This window comes from Paenibacillus shunpengii, assembly GCF_042684905.1.
GTDB classification, from domain to species: Bacteria; Bacillota; Bacilli; order Paenibacillales; family Paenibacillaceae; genus Paenibacillus; species Paenibacillus shunpengii.
Genome location: NZ_JBHUMJ010000013.1, coordinates 1 through 21114 on the forward strand (window position 1 = coordinate 1; position 21114 = coordinate 21114).

Sequence of the window (21114 nt, forward strand, 5' to 3'; positions counted from 1 at the left end):
ATAAGCGCTGAAAGCATCTAAGCGTGAAGCCCCCCTCAAGATGAGATTTCCCAATGAGTAAGACCCCTCGAAGACGACGAGGTAGATAGGCTGGGGGTGGAAGTGCAGCAATGCATGGAGCTGACCAGTACTAATCGGTCGAGGGCTTATCCAAAAAAATACCCCAACAACGGGGAAAAGCACTAAATCGCACATTGTTTCGTATCTAGTTTTCAGGGAGTAAATTCCTTGTAAAGATTTTAAGCTGCATGTCCTTTTTAAGGATTGATATTTTGCCGGTGATGGTTCACCGAAGATATCACAGCGCAAAAATCATGTTTGGTGGCGATAGCGGAGGGGTTCCACACGTACCCATCCCGAACACGACCGTTAAGCCCTCCAGCGCCGATGGTACTTGGACCGCAGGGTCCTGGGAGAGTAGGACGCCGCCAAGCACACATAAGACACTATCGATGAAATTCGATAGTGTCTTTTTTACGTGCATGATTTCTCACATAAAACTCTTGAGATTGACATTTATAAATAGATCTGACACACTCTTGCTAGACTAGATCCTTTAATTCGCTTTTTTAAATACATATACACTAGAATTATGCTAACCTACTAAATGATAAAAACAGTGAGGTGGGACCATGGAGATTCGGCAATTAAATATGGAAGAGTTTGATGTAAGTACACAGTTATCTGAATATGCTTTTAGATATAAGCTGACTGCTGAAGAGAAGGAACAGCGGCGACAGCACTTCGTTCCCGAGCAATACTGGGGCTTGTTTGATGAAGCTGAACTGCAAGCGAAGCTGACTCTATTGCCTTTTCAGGTATATGTAAATGGCAAAGTATTTGATATGGGTGGCATTGCCGGGGTCGCCACTTGGCCGGAAAATCGTAGAAAGGGACATGTTGCTCAGTTGCTCAAGCATGCGCTGCAGGAAATGAAGAATCAGGGACAGACTTTATCGTTCTTACACCCTTTCTTGGTGCCATTTTACCGTAAATATGGCTGGGAGGTCTTTGCTGAGTACAAAAGGTATTTCATTCAAGCTCACCAGCTCCCACCAAGAGTTGAATACGAAGGGAAAATTGTCCGTGATGTAACGGATATCGCTACACTTGATGGATTATATCAATCCTTTGCCAGTCGTTATAATGGCACGTTAGTCCGTGATGAAACATGGTGGAAGCGCTCAGTGCTGAACGGAAATGGGCACACAGCAGTTTACTACTCTTCTGAAGGAGAGCCGCAAGGCTATGTGCTTTACGAGAATAAAGACAAAGAGCTAATATGCGATGAATTTGTTTATCTAAATGAGAATGCTCGCCGGGCGCTGCTGACTTATTTTGCAAACCACCCTAGTGAGCAGTTTAAGATGAACATGGTACCTGTAGATGACGAGCTGCCCTTCTTGTTACCTGAGCCGAGAGTGAAGCAGGAGCTTGTTCCTTATTTTATGGCACGTATTGTCGATCTTAGTGCTTTTATTGCTCAATATCCGTTTGAAGTGAATCACAGCTTGGATCTGGTCATCCAAGTAGAGGATTCTGCCGCCTCCTGGAATACGGGATATTGGCACCTGACTGTAAGCGAGGATGGACAAGGTAATATAGAACCTCTATCTTCTGGTGATAAGTTAACTGCTGATATATCTGGTGACATTCAATCAATTACAGCGTTGTTTATGGGCTACAAGCGGCCACGTGAACTTTATTTAATGGAACGACTAGCAGGTAATCCGCTTCGAGCAACAGAGCTGGATCGAGTGATTCCTGCCGGACGAACATTTTTTATGGACTTCTTCTAAATTTAACTTAGATGCTTCTTAGCTGAAGTAAGACACTTGAAGATCGACTCTCCTGAACAATGCAGGGGAGTTTTTTTCGTAAGACGCATATTTTAGGTCAAAATGAGAAAAATGAAAAGGAACCCCTCTTGAGAATTCTACATAATGTGGTATAATGAATACAAAGTCAAAGAAAGTCAAAGTCAACAGAGATCAAACAGAGTAATGTATCAGGGGTAGCAGGACTTCTCATGAAGTTTTCTAGATGAATTGAGATTCGCAATCTGTCCAAGATGGGTAATTTTAAGGATGGATAGTGACCCCAGTTGGGAAGCCTTTCCCTTAGATACAGATGATCATTGTAATGAATTTAAGTATTTTAAGGGGCTAATATAGTGGGGGATGTAGAATGCGCAATATTTCTGATATTATCGAGCAATATCTGAAAAATATTTTGCAGGATAGCTCTGAGGGCATGATTGAGATCCAAAGAAACGATCTCGCTGATAAGTTCTCTTGTGTACCGTCTCAGATTAATTACGTCATCAGCACAAGGTTTACCCTTGAGAAAGGCTATCTGGTGGAAAGTAAGCGTGGCGGAGGCGGCTATATTCGCATTCAGCGTGTGGAGCTTCCTGCACAGTTTGCTCTGAATGGGCATTTTCATCAGCATATTGGAGATGAGATTAATCAGACGTCAGCAGAAGGGCTTATCTATCAGCTGGAAGAGGCCGGATTCCTCAACCGTAGAGAGGCTGCTTTGGTCAAAGCGGCTATATCGCGAGAAGTACTGCTTATTAAACTTCCCTATCGTGATCAGATTCGCGCTCGAATGCTCAAAGCAATGCTGATCTCGGTCTTGGGCAAATGAATAGGATTGTTCATATGATCAAGAATGTGAGGCAAAGGAGGTAAGCGGTCATGATGTGTCAACAATGTAATGAACGCCCGGCTACGCTCCATTTTACGAAGATTGTAAACGGAGAGAAGACGGAATTTCATATCTGTGAGAACTGTGCGAAGGAAAAAGGGGACCATATCTCAGGCATCTCTAATGGCTTTTCTATTCACGGACTCTTGTCAGGACTTATGGATTTTGAGTCAGGTAAATATAAAACAGCGGGAGCACCCTCACCGGAGACGCTTCGCTGTGAGCAATGCGGAATGACATTTAGTCAGTTCAGTAAGCTGAATCGATTTGGCTGCAGTTCCTGCTATAATCATTTCTCAAACCGCTTGGATCCGCTGCTGAAGCGGGTGCATGGCAACACTACACATATCGGGAAAGTTCCGGTTCGCGCAGGTGAGAAAATTCATTTGAAACGCAGAGTGGATGAATTGAAGCGTGAAATGCAGGAGAAGATCAATCTGCAGGAATTCGAAGAGGCCGCTAAATTGCGTGACCAGATTCGTGAGCTTGAAAAAGAGATAGCACAGGAGTAAAGTTTGGTAATAGAGTAAGGAGGTGTGCACCATGTCGGATATCCGGTTTACCGAAAAACCACTTAGTGATTGGATGCGGAATACCGCTGCTGACTCAGAGATTGTCATCAGTAGCCGGGTAAGAGTCGCTCGTAATATACAGAGCTTTCCGTTTCCAATGCTGGCAACAGAAGAGCAGTCGAGAGAAGTACGTCGTAACATTATTGATGTTCTTGGATTTGAGGAGGTTCATAGGTTTGGTGAATTCCATGTACTGAATCTGAATGAACTGGATCAATTCGATAAAGAAGTTCTGGTGGAAAAACATTTGATCAGCCCTGATCTTGCGAACGAATCGAGAAACGGAGCTGTCATACTCAGTGAAGATGAATCCATCAGCATTATGGTGAATGAAGAGGATCACCTGCGTATTCAATGTTTATTCCCAGGTTTCCAGGTGCAGGAGGCATGGAAGAGAGCATCAGCGATTGATGATGTGTTTGAAGCCCATATCGATTATTCATTTGATGACCGAAGGGGCTATCTAACAAGCTGTCCTACCAATGTGGGTACAGGTCTCCGAGCTTCCGTAATGATGCATTTACCTGCTCTTGTCATGACGAAGCAAATTAGCCGAGTGCTTACTGCTGTATCTCAAGTAGGTCTCGCGGTTCGCGGAATTTACGGAGAAGGCAGTGAGGCGACAGGAAATCTGTTTCAAATATCGAATCAAATTACATTAGGACAGTCTGAAGCCGAAATTATTGAGAACTTATATAGTGTCGTGCTTCAAATTATTGGCCATGAGCGCAATGCACGCGAGAGACTGATGCGTGATTCGAAGCAGCGGATTATGGACCGGGTCATGCGCTCTTACGGGATTCTATCCCATGCGGTGATTATGGATTCCAAGGAAGCAGCGCAGCGCTTGTCAGATGTTCGTCTAGGCATTGATCTTGGCTTGATTGAAGAGCCTTCTATTGTGCAAATGAATGAACTGAATGTCATGACTCAGCCTGGATTTTTACAGAAAAAATTCGGTGAAGAAGTCTTGGATCCCAATGCGAGAGACATCTACCGTGCACAAATGATACGAGATGTTCTTAAGCATTAGAAACCTGAAAAAGTAATTGGATTCACCGTCAGAGCCATACGTTATTTTATTGGATATTATAACAGTAATAACCTGACTGATTGCTGTTCTTGTATAGTTAACAGGAGGATCGCAATCGGCTTGGGATGATACCGACGATTGTCGGCCAGAGCTGTCCGTGAAGGGCAATCTGGATAGAGATATAGGCAATTAAACTTGTGGAGGTGCAAGAACTATGATGTTTGGAAGATTTACAGAACGAGCGCAAAAAGTGCTGGCTTTAGCTCAAGAAGAAGCGGTTCGTTTAGGTCATAATAACATCGGTACCGAACATATTTTGCTCGGCCTGATTCGTGAAGGGGAAGGCATTGCTGCCAAAGCTCTGATCGGTCTGGGTCTAGGACTTGAGAAAATTCAAGATGAAGTAGAAACGCTTATTGGCCGCGGCCAAGAGCAGCCTACGAACATTGCATATACACCACGTGCCAAAAAAGTCATTGAACTCTCGATGGATGAAGCACGTAAACTGGGCCACACCTACGTTGGAACCGAACATATTCTGCTCGGCCTTATCCGTGAAGGTGAAGGGGTAGCAGCACGAGTACTGAACAACCTGGGCATCAGCCTGAACAAAGCTCGTCAGCAAGTGCTCCAATTGCTTGGAAGCAGCGAAGCGGTGTCCAGTCACAACGGAGCCCAAGCTAACGTTAGTACACCAACACTGGACAGCCTTGCGCGTGACCTTACTTCCATTGCGAAGGAAGGCAACCTTGATCCGGTAATCGGCCGGAGTAAAGAGATTGAACGTGTTATTCAGGTGCTCAGCCGTCGTACGAAAAACAACCCGGTATTAATCGGTGAGCCAGGGGTAGGTAAAACAGCGATCGCTGAAGGCCTAGCTCAGAAGATTATCGCGAACGAAATTCCTGAAACGCTGCGTGACAAACGCGTAATGACTCTGGATATGGGCTCTGTCGTTGCAGGAACGAAATACCGTGGTGAATTTGAAGATAGACTCAAGAAGATTATGGATGAGATCCGCCAGGCAGGAAATATTATTCTCTTCATTGATGAGCTGCATACGCTTATTGGAGCAGGGGGAGCAGAAGGAGCTATTGACGCCTCTAACATCCTGAAGCCGGCTTTGGCTCGTGGAGAACTGCAATGTATTGGTGCGACTACGCTGGATGAGTATCGTAAATATATTGAAAAAGATGCTGCGCTTGAGCGTCGTTTCCAGCCGATCAATGTGGATCAGCCATCCGTGGATGAAGCAATTCAAATCCTGCACGGCTTGAGAGATCGTTATGAAGCACATCACCGTGTGAAAATTACGGATGAAGCGATTGAACAGGCAGTTAAATTGTCTGATCGTTACATTACAGACCGGTTCCTGCCGGACAAAGCGATCGACCTCATTGACGAAGCGGGCTCCAAAGTAAGACTCAACTCTTATACAGTACCGCCTAATCTTAAGCAGCTTGAGAACAGACTCGATGATATTCGCAAAGAGAAGGATTCAGCTGTTCAGAGCCAGGAATTCGAGAAGGCTGCTGCCCTGCGGGATACAGAGCAGAAGATTCGCGAAGAGCTTGATGTAACGAAGAATCAGTGGAAGGAAAAACAAGGCCGTACGGACTCCGAGGTTACTCCTGAGGATATCGCACAGGTCGTAGCCAGCTGGACGGGTGTGCCTGTCAACAAGCTGAAGCAGGAAGAAACGGATCGACTGATGAATATGGAAGGAATTCTGCATGAGCGTGTTATCGGGCAGGATGAGGCCGTTAAAGCAGTCAGCCGTGCAATCCGCCGGGCACGTGCAGGTCTGAAAGATCCGAAACGTCCAATGGGCTCCTTTATCTTCCTGGGACCAACTGGGGTAGGTAAGACTGAGCTGGCTCGAGCACTTGCTGAATCAATGTTTGGGGATGAGAATGCCGTTATCCGGATTGATATGTCGGAATACATGGAGAAGCACTCCACATCCAGACTGGTTGGGGCGCCTCCGGGATATGTAGGCTATGAAGAAGGCGGACAGCTGACTGAAAAAGTACGCCGCAAGCCGTACTCTGTCGTTCTCCTGGATGAGATTGAAAAAGCCCATCCGGAAGTATTCAATATCCTGCTTCAAGTGCTGGAAGACGGACGACTTACAGATTCGAAGGGTCGTGTAGTCGACTTCCGCAACACGCTCATTATCTTGACGTCGAACGTGGGTGCAGATGCGATTAAACGTAATTCTACACTGGGCTTTACAGCTGTTGTAGATGCTGGAGCGAATTACGACAACATGAAGGGTAAAGTGATGGATGAACTGAAGAAGAGCTTCCGTCCTGAATTCCTTAACCGGATTGATGAGATCATCGTGTTCCATTCCCTCGAGGAGAAACATATCGGTGAGATTGTTACCTTGATGGCGGAGGAGCTGCGTAAACGTCTGCGTGAGTATGATGTCGACTTCGAGCTGACCGATCAAGCGAAGGCATTCCTTGCCAAAGAAGGCTTTGATCCAGCCTACGGGGCAAGACCGCTTCGTAGAGCAATTCAGAAGCACATTGAAGACCGACTCTCTGAAGAGCTGCTCACGGGTAACGTCACGAAGGGTGATTCTCTTCTAATCGATGTGAATGATGGAGCTCTGGTTGTTACCAAAAAAGATAATGTATCAACAACAAGCTCATCTTAATTGTTGTAGTTAAGCCTAACTGAATATACTGGAAAGGGTTCTTGTCGCGTGAGCGATAAGAACCCTTTTTTTAAGAAAAATGCATAATAGATACACATCAATTCCAGAGTGATGACTTGGAAAAAATACATCCTGTGTAAAGTTTGGCAATTAAGCTTTACGTCAAAATGCATTCAATGTTAAACTTTTATTAAATCCTTTTTTAGTAAATTCGGCATTTGCACTTAAAGACGATTTTAGTCGAATAGTGTAAAAATAAGGAGAAGTGAAGTGGCTAAAGTTAAAACGAAGTTTTACTGTACCGAATGCGGCTATGAAGCCCCTAAATGGTATGGTAAATGTCCAGGATGTCAGTCCTGGAACTCCATGGTGGAGGAAACCGAAAGTATCGTTAAGACACAAGGGAGAGGTTCTTCCCTTTTTGATAGTAAAGAAAAGCCTCAGCCCATCATAAACATAGAGAGTGACCAGGAGCCCCGCATCCTGACGGGTATTAAAGAGCTGAATCGAGTGCTCGGCGGTGGAGTCGTCCCGGGTTCTCTAGTTCTGGTCGGCGGAGATCCGGGCATCGGTAAATCTACATTGCTGCTGCAAACCTCTCATGCCATGACCACAGCAGGACTGCGAGTGCTGTATATTTCCGGTGAGGAATCGGTAAGACAGACGAAGCTGCGTGCAGATCGGCTGGAAGCCTTGTCTCCTGAGCTGTATGTGCTCAGCGAAACAAACATGGAACGGATTGAGGAAGCCGTCAAACAGGTGGAGCCGCATTTTCTAGTTATTGACTCCATTCAAACGGTATATTTACCGGAAATTACGAGTGCGCCGGGCAGTGTGGCACAAGTTAGAGAATGTACTTCAAGATTTATGCGAATCGCTAAAGGACAGGGCATTGCGACCGTGCTTGTAGGGCATGTTACTAAGGAAGGTGCTATTGCAGGACCGCGAATGCTTGAGCATATGGTGGATTGCGTGCTTTATTTTGAAGGCGAGAGACATCATACGTACCGGCTGCTTCGTGCGGTGAAGAACCGTTTTGGCTCAACCAATGAAATGGGGATTTTTGAGATGGGTGAAATCGGGTTAACCGAGGTTGCCAATCCATCCGAGATGTTCTTGTCTGAACGACCGCTTGGGGTAGCAGGCTCCACTGTTGCTGCCAGCATGGAAGGGACCCGTCCAATGCTTGTTGAGCTTCAGGCGCTAGTATCCGCAACCCAGTTCCCTTCTCCAAGACGCATGGCTACCGGTGTAGATTACAATCGTATGGCCCTCATCATTGCCGTATTGGAAAAGCGCCAGGGTATGTTCTTACAGAACCAGGATGCTTATATAAACGTCGCCGGAGGGGTGAAGCTGGATGAGCCCGCTATTGATTTGGCGGTTGCTGTCAGTGTTGCATCCAGCTTCCGGGATATGCCGACCAAACCATATGATGTTGTATTTGGAGAGGTAGGCCTTACGGGTGAGGTTCGGGCTGTGTCTCGTGCGGAGCAGAGAGCCAAAGAAGCGCAGAAGCTTGGATTCAAACGGGTGATTATGCCAGAGAAGAGCCTAAAAGGCTGGAAGCACCCGAAGGGAATAGAACTTATCGGTGTAAACACCGTCGGAGATGCACTAGCGGTTGCTTTAGATTAGGGGGCATTGAAAGATGAAAGAATCGAGCCAATTGGATAAAATGAATAATCTCTTAAGATTGGTTTCGCCCGGAACCCCATTCAGAGAGGGACTGGAGAATGTGTTGCGTGCAAAAACGGGCGCGCTGATCGTCGTTGGCTACAGTCCTGAGGTAATGGAGGTTGTGGATGGCGGTTTTTCGATCAATTGTGATTTTTCTCCAAACTATCTATATGAGCTGGCCAAGATGGATGGAGCCATTATCTTAAGTGAGGATTTAAAACGAATTTTGTATGCAAATACGCAGTTAATTCCTGATTCCTCTATTTCGTCTTCTGAAACAGGAATTCGCCACAGAACTGCCGAAAGAGTTGCGAAGCAGACAGGCAAGCTCGTTGTATCGATATCGCAAAGACGTAATATAATTACGCTCTACCAAGGTACACTGCGGTATGCACTGAAGGAAATCGGCGTAATTCTGACCAAAGCAAATCAGGCGATACAAACGCTTGAGAAATACAGGGCCGTGCTCAATCAATCCTTGACCAATCTCAGCGCGTCTGAATTTGAAGAGCTCGTGACCATACCTGAAGTTGTGAATGTCATTCAGCGTGTGGAAATGGTGCTTCGGATCAAGATGGAGATCAAACGTTACATTAATGAGCTTGGTAATGAAGGACGGCTGATCTCCATGCAGATGGAGGAGCTTGTCAGTAATACGGAAGAAGAAGCGATGCTTCTGTATAAGGACTATGCCAAGGATGACAGCGATGAGAAGATCAAAGAGATCGTGAATGGGCTCAAACGTTCAACAGATGATGAACTGCTGGACACCCACCATATTGCTCGTTTGCTCGGATATCCCGCATCCGCTGCGACTTCTGAAGAATCAGTGGCTCCAAGAGGGTACCGTGTTCTCAGTAAAATCCCGCGTCTGCCGAATGTGATCATTCATAATTTGGTGGAGCAGTTTGAACACTTGCCGCACGTCATTATGGCAACCATTGAAGAATTGGACGAAGTTGACGGTATCGGAGAAGTACGTGCGCGTACGATTAAGGATGGATTGAAGCGCCTGCAGGAGCAAATGTTCATTGACAGACAGATCTAAATAACTCAGAATGACATATGATTATTTTTTATTGCCGCACATATGAGGTGACGTGATGATAACGAAATCAATTCCGAATTTATTTACCTTGGGTAATTTATCACTCGGAATGATTGCCATTTTGCTGGCCTCAGAAGATCAGTATACGCTTGCCGCTTTTATGGTGGTTATTGCTATGCTTCTTGATGGCTTGGATGGCCGGATTGCAAGGGCGCTGAATGCGCAGAGCGAATTTGGTAAAGAACTGGATTCACTATCTGACATTGTATCATTTGGTGCTGCCCCGGCTTATTTGATGTACACCGTTTCGTTTCAGGAAGCGCCAGTAAGTATTGCCTGGATCGTAACCAGCATATTTCCGATATGCGGTGCACTGAGGTTAGCCCGATTTAATGTTAAACCCGGGATTCCCGGTTATTTCACAGGACTGCCTATACCGGCGGCAGGTGGTGTACTTGCACTGCTGTCCTTATTTAACAAAGATATTTCTGCACCCTTTATGATGGTGGCTACACTGCTGTTATCCTATCTCATGATCAGTTCGCTGAAATATCCGAATTTCAAAAAAGTAGGCATTCCCAAAAAAGCAGTATGGATCGCTCCATTGGTCGTTTTGTTTTCGATTGCACTTGCATTTTTGTTCTCTGAGCAATTATCCATGTTTGTATTTATTCCTTTGGTGTTGTATGCCGTATACGGCATGTACCATAGTGTACAACGCTACATTCATCGCAGACGCAATCGGAACAAGAGCCAGGAAGACGAAACATCACATCGTTATTAGGGAAAAATCGAGCAGAGATGCTCATTCAAATAAAAAAAGCATTTATTCTTTCGTATAACACGACGAGAATAAATGCTTTTTTTGTGCTGTTTCATTCATAGTAGCGAGGATCAATAGGGTGTAGAAGGCTGTGTATATTGGCAGAACTTATTAAGTATTTACTTGCATTTTAATTTCGTTACGATAGGTTGAATATGCCTAGTGTGGAACACTTGTTGGCTTCATTCTCAAGGACGTCCTCGAGCTGAATATTGAGCAGATTGCAAAGCGCCGACATATAGAACAGATTGCGTCCAAGCTCTGAGCTGACAATCTCTTTACAATGATCGCACAGATCTCCATGTACATGCGTCTCTACAGAAGATCTAGCGTCCTCCAAGTTCCCGTTAGGTGTGTATGACTGCTTGGAAGCATGAAGTTCAATACATCCGCACTCCGTAATGGCCTTGGAAACTGCACGATTAACAGAAGCATCGGCTTGTCCTAACTTTGACAACACATCAATCAGACTACGGTGACGGAGCAACAATTCGGATACTTGGTCTTGAAAGGTTTGCAGGCTGGAAGTGCTCATTCCTTATATTCACCTCGGTGTGTTTTCAGTTGAACTTATTATATGCCACCCTATAAACCATTTTCAACCATGATTTACAGTTAGATACTTACCCCGAGACGGAGCATCAAATGTGCTTTAATCACCTTCATGTGAAATGAGAGGAGATTGTTGAGATATTTTTCCTTAAATATCCTGCCCTACAGGATTAGGACCTTCCGAATTGGTTCATACTGGTTAAGGAAAAGGTCAAAGGAGGTGAAGGGACATGTGGAAAAAAGTCATTTTAACATTGACCGGATTCATGGGAGCATGGTCTGGTTATGCGTTATATCATTCAGTAGGAGTAACGGTCCCTTGGTTAAGTGAACTGGCAGACAGGCTGGGGACGACAACAGCACTTGCGTTATGGATGCTGACAGGGGTTGCAGTATTTACTTTACTATGCAGTACACTGGGTTCTGTGGTGAATTTAAGGGTAGAAGAAGGAGTTACGAAGCTCGCTCGTGTTCCTATGAGTGAATTGGCAGCGGGGGCTTTGGGGCTAGGAATTGGATTATTGTTCGCTATACTTCTTTATCCGTCATTCAATTGGCTTGGTAAGCCAGGAGAGCTGCTTCAAGTGGCTATGATGCTTGTCTTCAGTTACATGGGACTTCGGGTGGGTCTTGCGAAGAAAGAGGACCTAGGAACGTTCTGGACTTCAGGACGTTGGAATAACGGAGCGATAAGTGAAGACAGACGGATTGAAGAGCATAAGATACTAGATACGAGCGTCATTATTGATGGCCGGATTGCGGACATCTGCAAGACAGGGTTCATCGAAGGGACCATCGTCATCCCTGAATTCGTACTGGAGGAGCTCCAGCATATTGCAGATTCCTCAGATCTGCTCAAGCGAAACCGCGGACGCCGCGGGCTTGATATCCTTAACAAGATTCAAAAGGAATTGGAGATTAAAGTACTGATCTATGAAGGCGATTTTGAAGAAATATCTGAGGTGGACAGCAAGCTGGTTAAGCTCGCCAAGGTGCTTCAGGGCAAGGTTGTAACCAATGACTTTAATCTGAACAAAGTATGTGAGCTTCAAGGCGTATCGGTACTGAACATTAATGATTTGGCTAATGCAGTCAAGCCGGTTGTATTGCCAGGTGAGGAAATTATGGTCCAGATCATCAAGGACGGCAAGGAGCATGGTCAAGGCGTAGCCTACCTGGATGACGGCACCATGATTGTAGTCGAGGGCGGAAGAGAATATATCGGCACGATGATGGAGGTGCTTGTGACAAGCGTTCTCCAAACCTCTGCAGGACGAATGATTTTTGCCAAGCCGAAACTGTTGGAAAAAGCTCAATAAAGCGGTATGATGGAGATTGAGTGTTCCAATCGCTGAATGCGCTGAATGCTTAAGCAGATGAACAAGGCAGGGGTTTAAGAGCATGAACAATTCATGGGGAGCCGTCATTGTGGCAGCAGGCAAGGGTACCCGTATGGGTTACGCGGAGAGCAAGCAGTTTCTGCTGCTGCAAGACAAGCCCATCTTTATACATACGCTTGAGGTGTTCAGCCGTGTGTCACGAATCAAAGAGATGATTGTCGTTACCGGTGCTGCAGACGTTAAGCGCTGTGAAGAGTGGATTCATAAATTTGGCCTTGAAGCTCAGGTTCGGGTAACTGCAGGAGGCTCTGAAAGGCAGGATTCTGTGTATGCAGGCTTGAAGCAGCTTACTTCTGATTATGTGCTTGTACATGATGGAGTCAGGCCTTTTGTGACGCCGGAGCTTATCGAGAACTGTATGGAAGCTGCGATGGAGCATGGGGCTGCTGTGCTTGCAGTACCTGTAAAGGATACGATCAAACAAGTAAATGAAGAGGGCATTATCATGTCCACGCCGGATCGGCGAAGTCTGTGGAGTATCCAAACACCACAGGCTTTTCGTCTGTCTGCACTGCTTGAGGCTCATGAGCGGGCGATGCAGGAGGCGTTTCTTGGCACAGATGATGCGATGCTGATTGAACGGCTTGGGAAGCAGGTAAAGGTCGTAGAGGGTCGGTATACGAATATTAAAATCACGACGCCGGATGACCTGGATTATGCTGTATTTATGCAAAAAAGGGGAGAGTAGACTTATGATCCGTGTAGGACAAGGATTTGACGTTCATCAATTAGTGGAGGGCAGGCCATGTATTATTGGGGGAGTCACGATTCCCTATGAAAAAGGACTGCTCGGACACTCCGATGCGGACGTGCTTCTGCATGCGATAAGTGATGCCATACTCGGTGCGCTGGGTCTTGGTGATATCGGCAAGCACTTTCCGGATACGGATCCGGTATTTAAAGACGCGGATAGTCTTAAGCTGCTGGAGCGAGTATGGGAGCTTGCTGTAGAGCGCGGCTATCAGCTGGGAAATGTGGATTCGACGATTATTGCCCAAAAGCCGAAGATGGCGCCCTATATTCCGCAAATGGCAGAGATCATTGCCAAGGCGCTGGGTGCAGAGCTCTCTCAAGTTAATGTAAAAGCGACGACTACAGAGCAGCTTGGCTTTGCAGGACGGGGCGAGGGCATTGCTGCGCAATCGGTTGTATGCCTGATAGAACCTGTGCTATCATCTTGAAATAATGAATCGGAGGGGATCTTATGAGCACGGAGGTTCGCGTGCGTTATGCGCCGAGTCCGACAGGACATTTGCATATCGGAAATGCAAGAACGGCATTATTTAACTATTTATATGCGAGAAATCAAGGCGGGAAATTTATTATCCGCATTGAAGATACGGATACGAAGCGGAACATTGAAGGCGGAGAAGAGAGCCAGTTGACGTATTTGAAATGGCTCGGCATGGAATGGGATGAGAGTATTGATGTTGGGGGTGAATATGGCCCTTATCGTCAAACAGAGCGTCTCGATATCTATAAGAAATACTGGCAGGATTTGATTGACCGCGGTCTTGCTTACTTCTGTTACTGTACAGAGGAAGAGCTTGAAGCAGAGCGCGAGGAACAGATGTCCCGCGGGGAGACACCGCGTTATTCCGGCAAGCACCGTGACCTGACGGAAGAGGAACGCAAGACGTATGAAGCCGAAGGCCGCGTACCAAGTGTCCGTTTCCGTGTACCGGAAGAGAAAGTGTATACCTTTAATGACATGGTCAAAGGAACAATCTCCTTTAATTCCAAAGAAACTGGAGACTTCGTTATTGTCAAGAAAGACGGCATTCCTACTTACAATTTTGCGGTTGCCCTTGATGACCATTTGATGAAGATCACACATGTTCTGCGTGGAGAGGACCATATTTCCAATACACCTCGCCAGCTGATGATTTATGAAGCTTTTGACTGGGAACCGCCGGTATTCGGTCATATGACCCTCATTGTCAATGAGAATCATAAGAAGCTCAGCAAGCGCGATGAGTCGATTATTCAATTTATTGAGCAGTATGACAAGCTCGGGTATTTGCCGGAAGCGCTGTTTAACTACATCTCACTGCTCGGCTGGTCTCCGGAAGGGGAAGAGGAAATTTTCAGCAAGGATGAGCTGATCAAGATTTTTGATCCGTCAAGGCTGTCCAAGTCTCCTGCGGTATTTGACACGAATAAGCTGGCTCATCTTAATAACTCTTATATCAAAAATGCGGAGCTGAAGCGTATCGCAGATCTTGCGATTCCACACTTGCAGCAAGCGGGACTACTTCCAAGTGAGCTTGATGCAGCTCAGCAGACGTGGGCAGAAGAGCTGGTGGCGCTGTATCAGGAGCAGATGGTTGCAGCATCCGATATTGTGAAGCTCGCTTCCTTGTTCTTCAAGGATGAAGTGCAATTTGAAGGTGAAGCTGAATCGGTTCTGAAGGAAGAGCAGGTTCCAACGGTCCTCAAGGCTTTCGCTGAGAAAGTAGAGGCTTCCGCTGACTTTTCGGCCTCCCATATGCAGGCTTTGATCAAAGAAGTGCAGAAAGAAACAGGCTATAAGGGCAAACAGCTGTTCATGCCGATTCGTGTGGCATTGACGGGCCAAACCCATGGCCGGGACTTGAATGCAACCATTTATCTGTTGGGCCGCGATAAGGTGTTAAGCCGATTGAAAGCCCAATTTTAAATTTGTACTGAGGCTAGTAAGGATAATCCTTGTCAGCCGAAGTTCTTTTCGCTAAGATATATAAAAAGCAGTACATCAAGATAAGCAGGCTCTGTTTGTCCTAATGTGATTAAGCGTACCCCTATGGGGAAGAATGAATATACTGAACAGCTGTGAACAGGAGAAGTACACAGTCATGAACGTGGACCAGAGAAGATAACCGGGTAAGACCTTAACAAGTCTTCAAGGCTGGAAGTTATCTCACGCTCTGCTGATCGAAATGCGCCTGGGAGCTGCGCCTCCGAACCTGGACCTTTCCGCTTTGCTGGAAAGCTACTTCGGGTAGGTAGCGACGTCTCGTCCTCGTTACGGACGTCCGAGATAGGATGCGTGCGTTATGCGAATCCTAAGCAGAGTGGAACCGCGATTTTGTTAGACGCCTCTGCAGCCGAATGTGGCTGCAGAGGCGTCTTTTTTGATTCACATACACGCTAACAAGCAGAGTCAAATTTACTTCAGACAAACGGGTAAATGATGCGAAGAGGGGAACAGATATGTTTAAGAAATTGAAATCTGATATTCAGGCAGTCTTTGATAACGACCCTGCTGCTAGAAGTCGGTTTGAAGTGATCTTTACTTACTCCGGCTTGCATGCCATCTGGGCCCATCGCTTGGCGCATCATTTTTACCGATGGGGATGGTACACCGTGGCCAGAATTATCTCTCAATTCAGCAGGTTTATGACGGGGATAGAGATTCACCCAGGCGCTACTATCGGCAATCGGCTCTTCATTGATCATGGTATGGGGGTTGTCATTGGAGAAACATGCGAAATTGGTGATGATGTGGTGATTTATCAAGGTGTGACCCTAGGCGGAACGGGTAAAGAAAAAGGAAAGAGACATCCTACCATTGGTAATAATGTGGTGATATCCTCGGGCTCTAAAGTGTTGGGATCCTTCAAAGTGGGGGATTACAGCAATATTGGAGCAAATTCCGTAGTACTAAGAGAGGTTCCGCCAAATAGTACGGTCGTTGGTATTCCAGGCCGGGTCGTTAAGCAGGATGGCCGGAGAGTGGATCGACTAAGCCAGCAGCTGCCCGATCCGGTTGTTGATTCCATGCGTGAGCTGCAGCAAGAGTTGGTTACTCTCCGGAAGGAGCTGGATCAGCTTAAATCAGCAGCGAATGAAGGTGGCCGTAAAGAAGCGGTCATACGTGGTAACAAATCGTAAACGTGGTACAATATAATGATTGAAATGTATTGAAAGGAACGTGAATTATGGCGCTTCATATTTATAATACGCTCACAAGGAGCAAGGATGTATTTACTCCACAGGAGCCGGGAAAAGTGAAAATGTACGTGTGCGGACCGACAGTATACGACTATATCCATATCGGGAATGCAAGACCGATGATATTTTTCGACGTGGTTCGCAGCTACTTAGAGACGGTGGGTAATGATGTGAATTATGTCGTTAACTTCACGGATGTAGACGATAAATTGATAAAAAAAGCAGAGCAGACAGGACTCACGGTACCGCAGGTTGCCGATCGTTTTATTAAAGCTTATTACGAAGACCTAGATGGACTGGGCATTCCAAGAGCAACCCATAATCCGAGAGTTACCGAGAATATGGATTTGATCATTGATTTTATTGATCAGCTGTTCAAGGAAGGAATTGCTTATGAGAATGGCGGGGATGTGTATTATCGCACACACAAATTCCCAGAGTATGGCAAGCTCTCTAAGCAAAATCTCGATGAGCTTCAGTTCGGCATTCGAATCGGTGTTGATGAACGCAAAGAAAATCCGCAGGATTTTGTTCTATGGAAAGCAGCAAAGCCCGGTGAAATTTATTGGGAAAGCCCTTGGGGTCCAGGTCGTCCAGGCTGGCATATCGAATGCTCCGCCATGGCGCGCAAGCTGCTCGGTGACACTCTGGATATTCATGGAGGCGGCCAAGATCTGCAGTTCCCGCATCATGAGTGTGAAGTGGCCCAATCTGAAGCCCTAACAGGCAAGCCGCTGGCTAATTATTGGATGCATAACGGCTTCATTCGAATCGATAACGAGAAAATGTCGAAATCGTTGGGTAACGGTATTTTGGTAAAAGATCTGCGTAATCTCTATCGCCGTGAAGCTATTCGATATTTCATGCTGTCGACACATTATCGGAATCCACTCAATTTCAGTGAAGATATTATGCAGCAGGCCGAGAACAGTGTGGATCGGATTGCTATTGCGGTAAATAATGTGAAGCACCGTCTTGGAACGGTCACTCTGGACCAGCCTGTATCCGAGGAGCTGAAATCGAAGCTTTCCGAAATTCTGGCCAGCTTCCATGAGAAAATGCAGGATGATTTTAATACACCCGATGCTATTACGGCTGTGTTTGAATGGGTAAATGAGGTCAACAGCCTACTTCAGGCTGAAGTGGCTAACCGCTCTGAGCTTGAGGCGGTACTGACAGCATTTGATGAGATGAACGGAGTGCTCCGTATATATACATCGGATGAAGATGATCTGCATGAGGATGTAGAGAAACTGATTGCAGAGCGTAACGAGGCACGTAAAACGAAGAATTGGGCGCGCGCAGATGAAATTCGTGATGAATTGACGGCTATGGGCATTGTTATCGAAGATACAGCTCAAGGCATAAGATGGCGGCGCAAATGAGTGAACTGGATACTCATCTTAACGAACAGGGAGAGCGGGATTGGTTATTTCCTTACTCTCCTTCACGCAAGCCGGAGCTGATTCCGCCCATTGCGCTGGCCTATATCGGAGATGCGGTATACGAGGTAGCGGTAAGACAATATTTGCTGTCGAAGCCCAATTTGCGTCCACATCATCTTCATCAAAAGGCGACCAATTTCGTGTCAGCTAAAGGACAAAGTCGAATATTGTCCCTAATCGAGTCGATGCTGGATGACAAGGAACAGGACGTTGTTAGACAAGGACGTAATGCCAAGTCGAGCGTGCCGAAAAATGCGGATGTACAGCAATACCGCCATGCGACAGCGTTTGAATGTCTTGTCGGATATTTGTACTTAAGCAAAAAGGAAGCGCGGCTGCGCGAACTGATAGATCTGGGAATTACACAAATGCAGCAGGAGAACAACAACTAATCGAATTGAAGGCGTCAGCCAGGAGGATAAAGGAAATATGGAAGAAGAATGGATTGCCGGCAAGCACTCGGTTATCGAGGCGCTGCGTTCCGGAAGAACGTTAAACAAAGTGTGGATCGCTGACCAAGCCCAGAAGCACTTGACGATGCCGATTATTGCAGAAGCCAAAAAAGCAGGCGTTATCATACAGCAAGTGGATAAGCGTAAACTGGACCAAATGGTTCCCGGCATCCAGCATCAAGGAGTCGTCGCACAGGCTGCACCTTATCAATATGCTGAAGTCGAGGATATTCTTGCTTCTGCTCAGGAGAAGGGGGAACCTCCATTTCTAGTACTGCTGGATGAGATTGAAGATCCTCACAACCTTGGCTCTATTCTGCGCACAGCGGATTGCACAGGTGCGCATGGTGTCATCGTGCCAAAGAGACGGTCGGCGCAAGTGACAGCAACAGTATCCAAGACTTCTGCTGGAGCTGCTGAATATGTACCTGTGGCAAGAGTAAGCAATTTGGCGCAAACGATTGAGGAGCTGAAGGAAACGGGAGTCTGGGTTGTAGGCACCGATGTAAGAGCTACGGAATCTGTCTTCGGCAATGGAGTGTTTACAGGGCCTGTTGCCATAGTGATTGGAAACGAAGGCAAGGGCATGGGCCGCCTGGTTCGAGAAAAATGCGACATTCTTCTCAAGCTTCCAATGGCAGGACAGATCAATTCATTGAACGCCTCGGTTGCAGCCGGTGTCGTCATGTACGAAGTGCTCCGATCCCGAAAGGCCTAGGGCTGGCGGGTCATGAAGGATCTCCGTGATGTGCTTCTCGTGGACGGCTACAACATGATCGGAGGGTGGAAGGAGCTATATACGCTAGCTCAGACGGACCTGGATGGAGCTCGGGACAAGCTTCTGGCGAAGCTTGCTGAATACCAGGGCTTCTCAGGCCGAAGAGTCATCGTCGTATTTGATGCGTACCGAGTTCCCGGCCTGGGCAAATCCTTTACGGAGAACAAAGTTCAGGTCTATTTCACCAAAGAAAAAGAAACGGCAGACGAGTGCATCGAGCGTCTTGTTGGCGAGCTCAGCTCCCGCAGACGTCAGATCTATGTGGCAACGAGCGATATGGTGGAGCAGCATGTCATTTTTGGACAAGGTGCACTCCGCCTGTCTGCACGCGAACTTCTGATTGAGCTGGAACAGAATGAGAAGGAAGTGGGTAAACGTATCAAAGAAGATTTTCAAAAAAAATCGACAAAAAATACAATAGATTCAAAGCTCACACCGGAAATGCGAAAATTGTTCGAGCAGTGGAGAAGAGATTGACAAATACCCTCAGAGTGTAAATAATTGGTATTATGTATCTCTTGACATTTATATCATTCTTTTCTTTTTTAGGCGGTGTGTGGTTGACGATGGAAGGTTCGATCATTTATACTGATGCTATTATTTTGATAGGTGACGGGGTTCCTTGCGTTGCAGCCGGAGGGATTGTTAGTGAGTGTTGACCTCAAAGATATCATGTTGTCCGAGTTTGATTACCTAAGCGATGAGGATATTGTCCAAGCGGTTCATAACAACGATAGTGATGCGCTGGAATACTTGATCAACAAGTATCGCAATTTTGTACGCGCCAAAGCAAGATCTTACTTTTTAATCGGTGCCGATAGGGAAGATATCATTCAAGAAGGAATGATCGGGCTTTACAAGGCGATACGTGATTTCAGAGGGGACAAGCTGGCTTCATTCAAGGCATTTGCAGAGTTATGTATAACCAGGCAGATTATTACAGCCATCAAGACTGCAACTCGTCAGAAGCATATTCCGCTGAATTCGTATGTTTCTTTGGACAAGCCGATCTATGATGAAGAGTCAGACCGTACGCTGCTGGATGTCATTTGTGGATCCCAGGTGAGTGACCCTGAAGAGCTTATAATTAATCAGGAAGAGTTTGTCGGCTTGGAAGACAAGATGTCCGAGATTTTAAGTGATCTGGAACGCAAAGTATTGATGCTATATTTAGACGGCAGATCCTATCAAGAAATAGCGGTTGATCTGGATCGTCATGTGAAGTCCATCGACAATGCACTGCAGAGAGTTAAGCGCAAACTTGAGAAATATCTTGAAGTACGAGATAATTAGAATAATACAACTTGAAGAAAGACTCGAATAAGAGTCTTTTTTTGCTTGCAGCAAAGACAGGACGTTTAAAAACAAAGGAATGTTTAATACTGTTTAATATTGGCGTTTCTATCATTCGTGTTCGTCCAATTTATCGGTTGCATAGGAGAGAGACGCTTTCTGAGAACAAAATGAGACCTGAAAGTTCGCCGACTACAGGTTATTTTAGCCAGTGAATAAGGCTTATTCTTGCATTGACATGAATATACCCTTGTGATAAAGTGTTTTAGGTAGGCCTAAATTCGCGCTTTTTTTTAGGATCAATTTAGAGACTTCTGATAATGCTTCGGATGTCTTCGGGAGGTGCACATCATGCGGGTAATTATTACTTTGGCTTGTACGAATTGCAAACAAAGAAATTACACAACGACAAAAAACAAGCGTAATCACCCTGACCGCATGGAGATGAAGAAATTTTGCAAGTTTTGTAACGAGCAGACTTCTCATCGCGAAACCAGATAGTTAATTTGGAGGTGTAGTCGGCGTGAAACGTAGTTTCAAGTCTCTGTTTTCCTTTTTCTCAGAAAGCTGGGCAGAGCTTAAAAAAGTTCGCTGGCCTAATCGTAAAGAGTTAACTAACTACACCCTGATTGTTCTGGGGACGGTTATAGTTATCACGCTTTATTTTTGGGTTCTTGACATCGGAATTTCCTATGTGATCGATGCGATAATTTAAGAAGGGTCCCAGGTGG

The 21114-nt window shown here is 46.0% G+C and carries 21 protein-coding genes and 2 rRNA genes; 22 read left to right on the forward strand and 1 reads right to left on the reverse strand.

All coding sequences use genetic code 11. The annotated features are described in order from the left end of the window. From ACFSVM_RS25060 to pssA, 10 genes are all read left to right on the forward strand, one after another. Positions 1–154, forward strand: a 23S ribosomal RNA gene (locus ACFSVM_RS25060); the annotation flags it as partial. A 163-nt stretch (positions 155–317) separates the two neighbouring features. Then, positions 318–434, forward strand: a 5S ribosomal RNA gene (rrf, locus tag ACFSVM_RS25065). 198 nt (positions 435–632) lie between these two features. Further along, on the forward strand, positions 633–1799 hold the full coding sequence (locus ACFSVM_RS25070; RefSeq protein WP_379265260.1) for a GNAT family N-acetyltransferase: 1167 nt from the start codon (positions 633–635) through the stop codon (positions 1797–1799). A gap of 388 nt (positions 1800–2187) precedes the next feature. Beyond that, positions 2188–2649, forward strand: a complete 462-nt coding sequence (locus tag ACFSVM_RS25075; RefSeq protein ID WP_076315675.1) for a CtsR family transcriptional regulator — start codon at positions 2188–2190, stop codon at positions 2647–2649. Between the two features lie 50 nt (positions 2650–2699). Further along, positions 2700–3221, forward strand: a complete 522-nt coding sequence (locus tag ACFSVM_RS25080) for a UvrB/UvrC motif-containing protein (RefSeq protein WP_076315676.1) — start codon at positions 2700–2702, stop codon at positions 3219–3221. Positions 3222–3252: 31 nt separating this feature from the next. Next, positions 3253–4314, forward strand: coding sequence for a protein arginine kinase (locus ACFSVM_RS25085; RefSeq protein ID WP_076315677.1), 1062 nt, complete (start codon positions 3253–3255; stop codon positions 4312–4314). A 214-nt stretch (positions 4315–4528) separates the two neighbouring features. Continuing rightward, positions 4529–6979 carry an ATP-dependent protease ATP-binding subunit ClpC gene (gene clpC, locus ACFSVM_RS25090; protein ID WP_076315678.1) on the forward strand — a complete coding sequence of 817 codons (2451 nt, stop codon included), beginning with the start codon at positions 4529–4531 and terminating at the stop codon, positions 6977–6979. Positions 6980–7249: 270 nt separating this feature from the next. Next, complete coding sequence (radA, locus tag ACFSVM_RS25095; RefSeq protein ID WP_090727878.1) at positions 7250–8617, forward strand: DNA repair protein RadA; 1368 nt, start codon at positions 7250–7252, stop codon at positions 8615–8617. A gap of 13 nt (positions 8618–8630) precedes the next feature. Continuing rightward, positions 8631–9707: a DNA integrity scanning diadenylate cyclase DisA gene (gene disA, locus ACFSVM_RS25100; RefSeq protein ID WP_076315680.1), complete on the forward strand. Its 1077-nt coding sequence runs from the start codon at positions 8631–8633 to the stop codon at positions 9705–9707. A 55-nt stretch (positions 9708–9762) separates the two neighbouring features. Continuing rightward, positions 9763–10491, forward strand: coding sequence for a CDP-diacylglycerol--serine O-phosphatidyltransferase (gene pssA / locus ACFSVM_RS25105; RefSeq protein ID WP_076315681.1), 729 nt, complete (start codon positions 9763–9765; stop codon positions 10489–10491). Positions 10492–10669: 178 nt separating this feature from the next. On the opposite strand, the gene ACFSVM_RS25110 is transcribed toward pssA, so the two are convergent. Next, positions 10670–11065 carry a DUF1573 domain-containing protein gene (locus ACFSVM_RS25110; protein ID WP_076315682.1) on the reverse strand — a complete coding sequence of 132 codons (396 nt, stop codon included), beginning with the start codon at positions 11063–11065 and terminating at the stop codon, positions 10670–10672. A 247-nt stretch (positions 11066–11312) separates the two neighbouring features. On the opposite strand from ACFSVM_RS25110, the gene ACFSVM_RS25115 reads away from it, so the two are divergent. From ACFSVM_RS25115 to secE, 12 genes are all read left to right on the forward strand, one after another. Then, on the forward strand, positions 11313–12401 hold the full coding sequence (locus ACFSVM_RS25115) for a PIN/TRAM domain-containing protein (protein ID WP_379265265.1): 1089 nt from the start codon (positions 11313–11315) through the stop codon (positions 12399–12401). 82 nt (positions 12402–12483) lie between these two features. Further along, positions 12484–13170 (forward strand): 2-C-methyl-D-erythritol 4-phosphate cytidylyltransferase, encoded by a 687-nt coding sequence (ispD, locus tag ACFSVM_RS25120; RefSeq protein WP_379265267.1) that lies wholly within the window; start codon positions 12484–12486, stop codon positions 13168–13170. Between the two features lie 4 nt (positions 13171–13174). Beyond that, the gene (ispF, locus tag ACFSVM_RS25125) at positions 13175–13663 is read left to right on the forward strand and encodes a 2-C-methyl-D-erythritol 2,4-cyclodiphosphate synthase (RefSeq protein ID WP_379265269.1); all 489 of its coding nucleotides are present in this window, start codon (positions 13175–13177) and stop codon (positions 13661–13663) included. A gap of 23 nt (positions 13664–13686) precedes the next feature. Next, positions 13687–15141, forward strand: coding sequence for a glutamate--tRNA ligase (gene gltX / locus ACFSVM_RS25130; RefSeq protein WP_379265271.1), 1455 nt, complete (start codon positions 13687–13689; stop codon positions 15139–15141). Positions 15142–15674: 533 nt separating this feature from the next. Next, positions 15675–16355 (forward strand): serine O-acetyltransferase, encoded by a 681-nt coding sequence (gene cysE / locus ACFSVM_RS25135; protein WP_379265273.1) that lies wholly within the window; start codon positions 15675–15677, stop codon positions 16353–16355. 47 nt (positions 16356–16402) lie between these two features. After that, on the forward strand, positions 16403–17800 hold the full coding sequence (cysS, locus tag ACFSVM_RS25140; protein ID WP_379265275.1) for a cysteine--tRNA ligase: 1398 nt from the start codon (positions 16403–16405) through the stop codon (positions 17798–17800). Continuing rightward, positions 17797–18252 (forward strand): Mini-ribonuclease 3, encoded by a 456-nt coding sequence (locus tag ACFSVM_RS25145; RefSeq protein ID WP_379265277.1) that lies wholly within the window; start codon positions 17797–17799, stop codon positions 18250–18252. Before cysS ends, ACFSVM_RS25145 begins: the two co-directional genes overlap by 4 nt. 37 nt (positions 18253–18289) lie before the next feature. Further along, positions 18290–19030, forward strand: coding sequence for a 23S rRNA (guanosine(2251)-2'-O)-methyltransferase RlmB (gene rlmB, locus ACFSVM_RS25150; RefSeq protein WP_379265279.1), 741 nt, complete (start codon positions 18290–18292; stop codon positions 19028–19030). Positions 19031–19042: 12 nt separating this feature from the next. Further along, positions 19043–19567 (forward strand): NYN domain-containing protein, encoded by a 525-nt coding sequence (locus ACFSVM_RS25155; protein ID WP_076315690.1) that lies wholly within the window; start codon positions 19043–19045, stop codon positions 19565–19567. A gap of 171 nt (positions 19568–19738) precedes the next feature. Further along, complete coding sequence (gene sigH, locus ACFSVM_RS25160; protein WP_076315691.1) at positions 19739–20383, forward strand: RNA polymerase sporulation sigma factor SigH; 645 nt, start codon at positions 19739–19741, stop codon at positions 20381–20383. A 351-nt stretch (positions 20384–20734) separates the two neighbouring features. After that, on the forward strand, positions 20735–20884 hold the full coding sequence (rpmG, locus tag ACFSVM_RS25165) for a 50S ribosomal protein L33 (RefSeq protein ID WP_072735843.1): 150 nt from the start codon (positions 20735–20737) through the stop codon (positions 20882–20884). Positions 20885–20906: 22 nt separating this feature from the next. Further along, on the forward strand, positions 20907–21098 hold the full coding sequence (secE, locus tag ACFSVM_RS25170) for a preprotein translocase subunit SecE (RefSeq protein WP_047914104.1): 192 nt from the start codon (positions 20907–20909) through the stop codon (positions 21096–21098). The last annotated feature ends 16 nt before the right edge of the window (positions 21099–21114 follow it).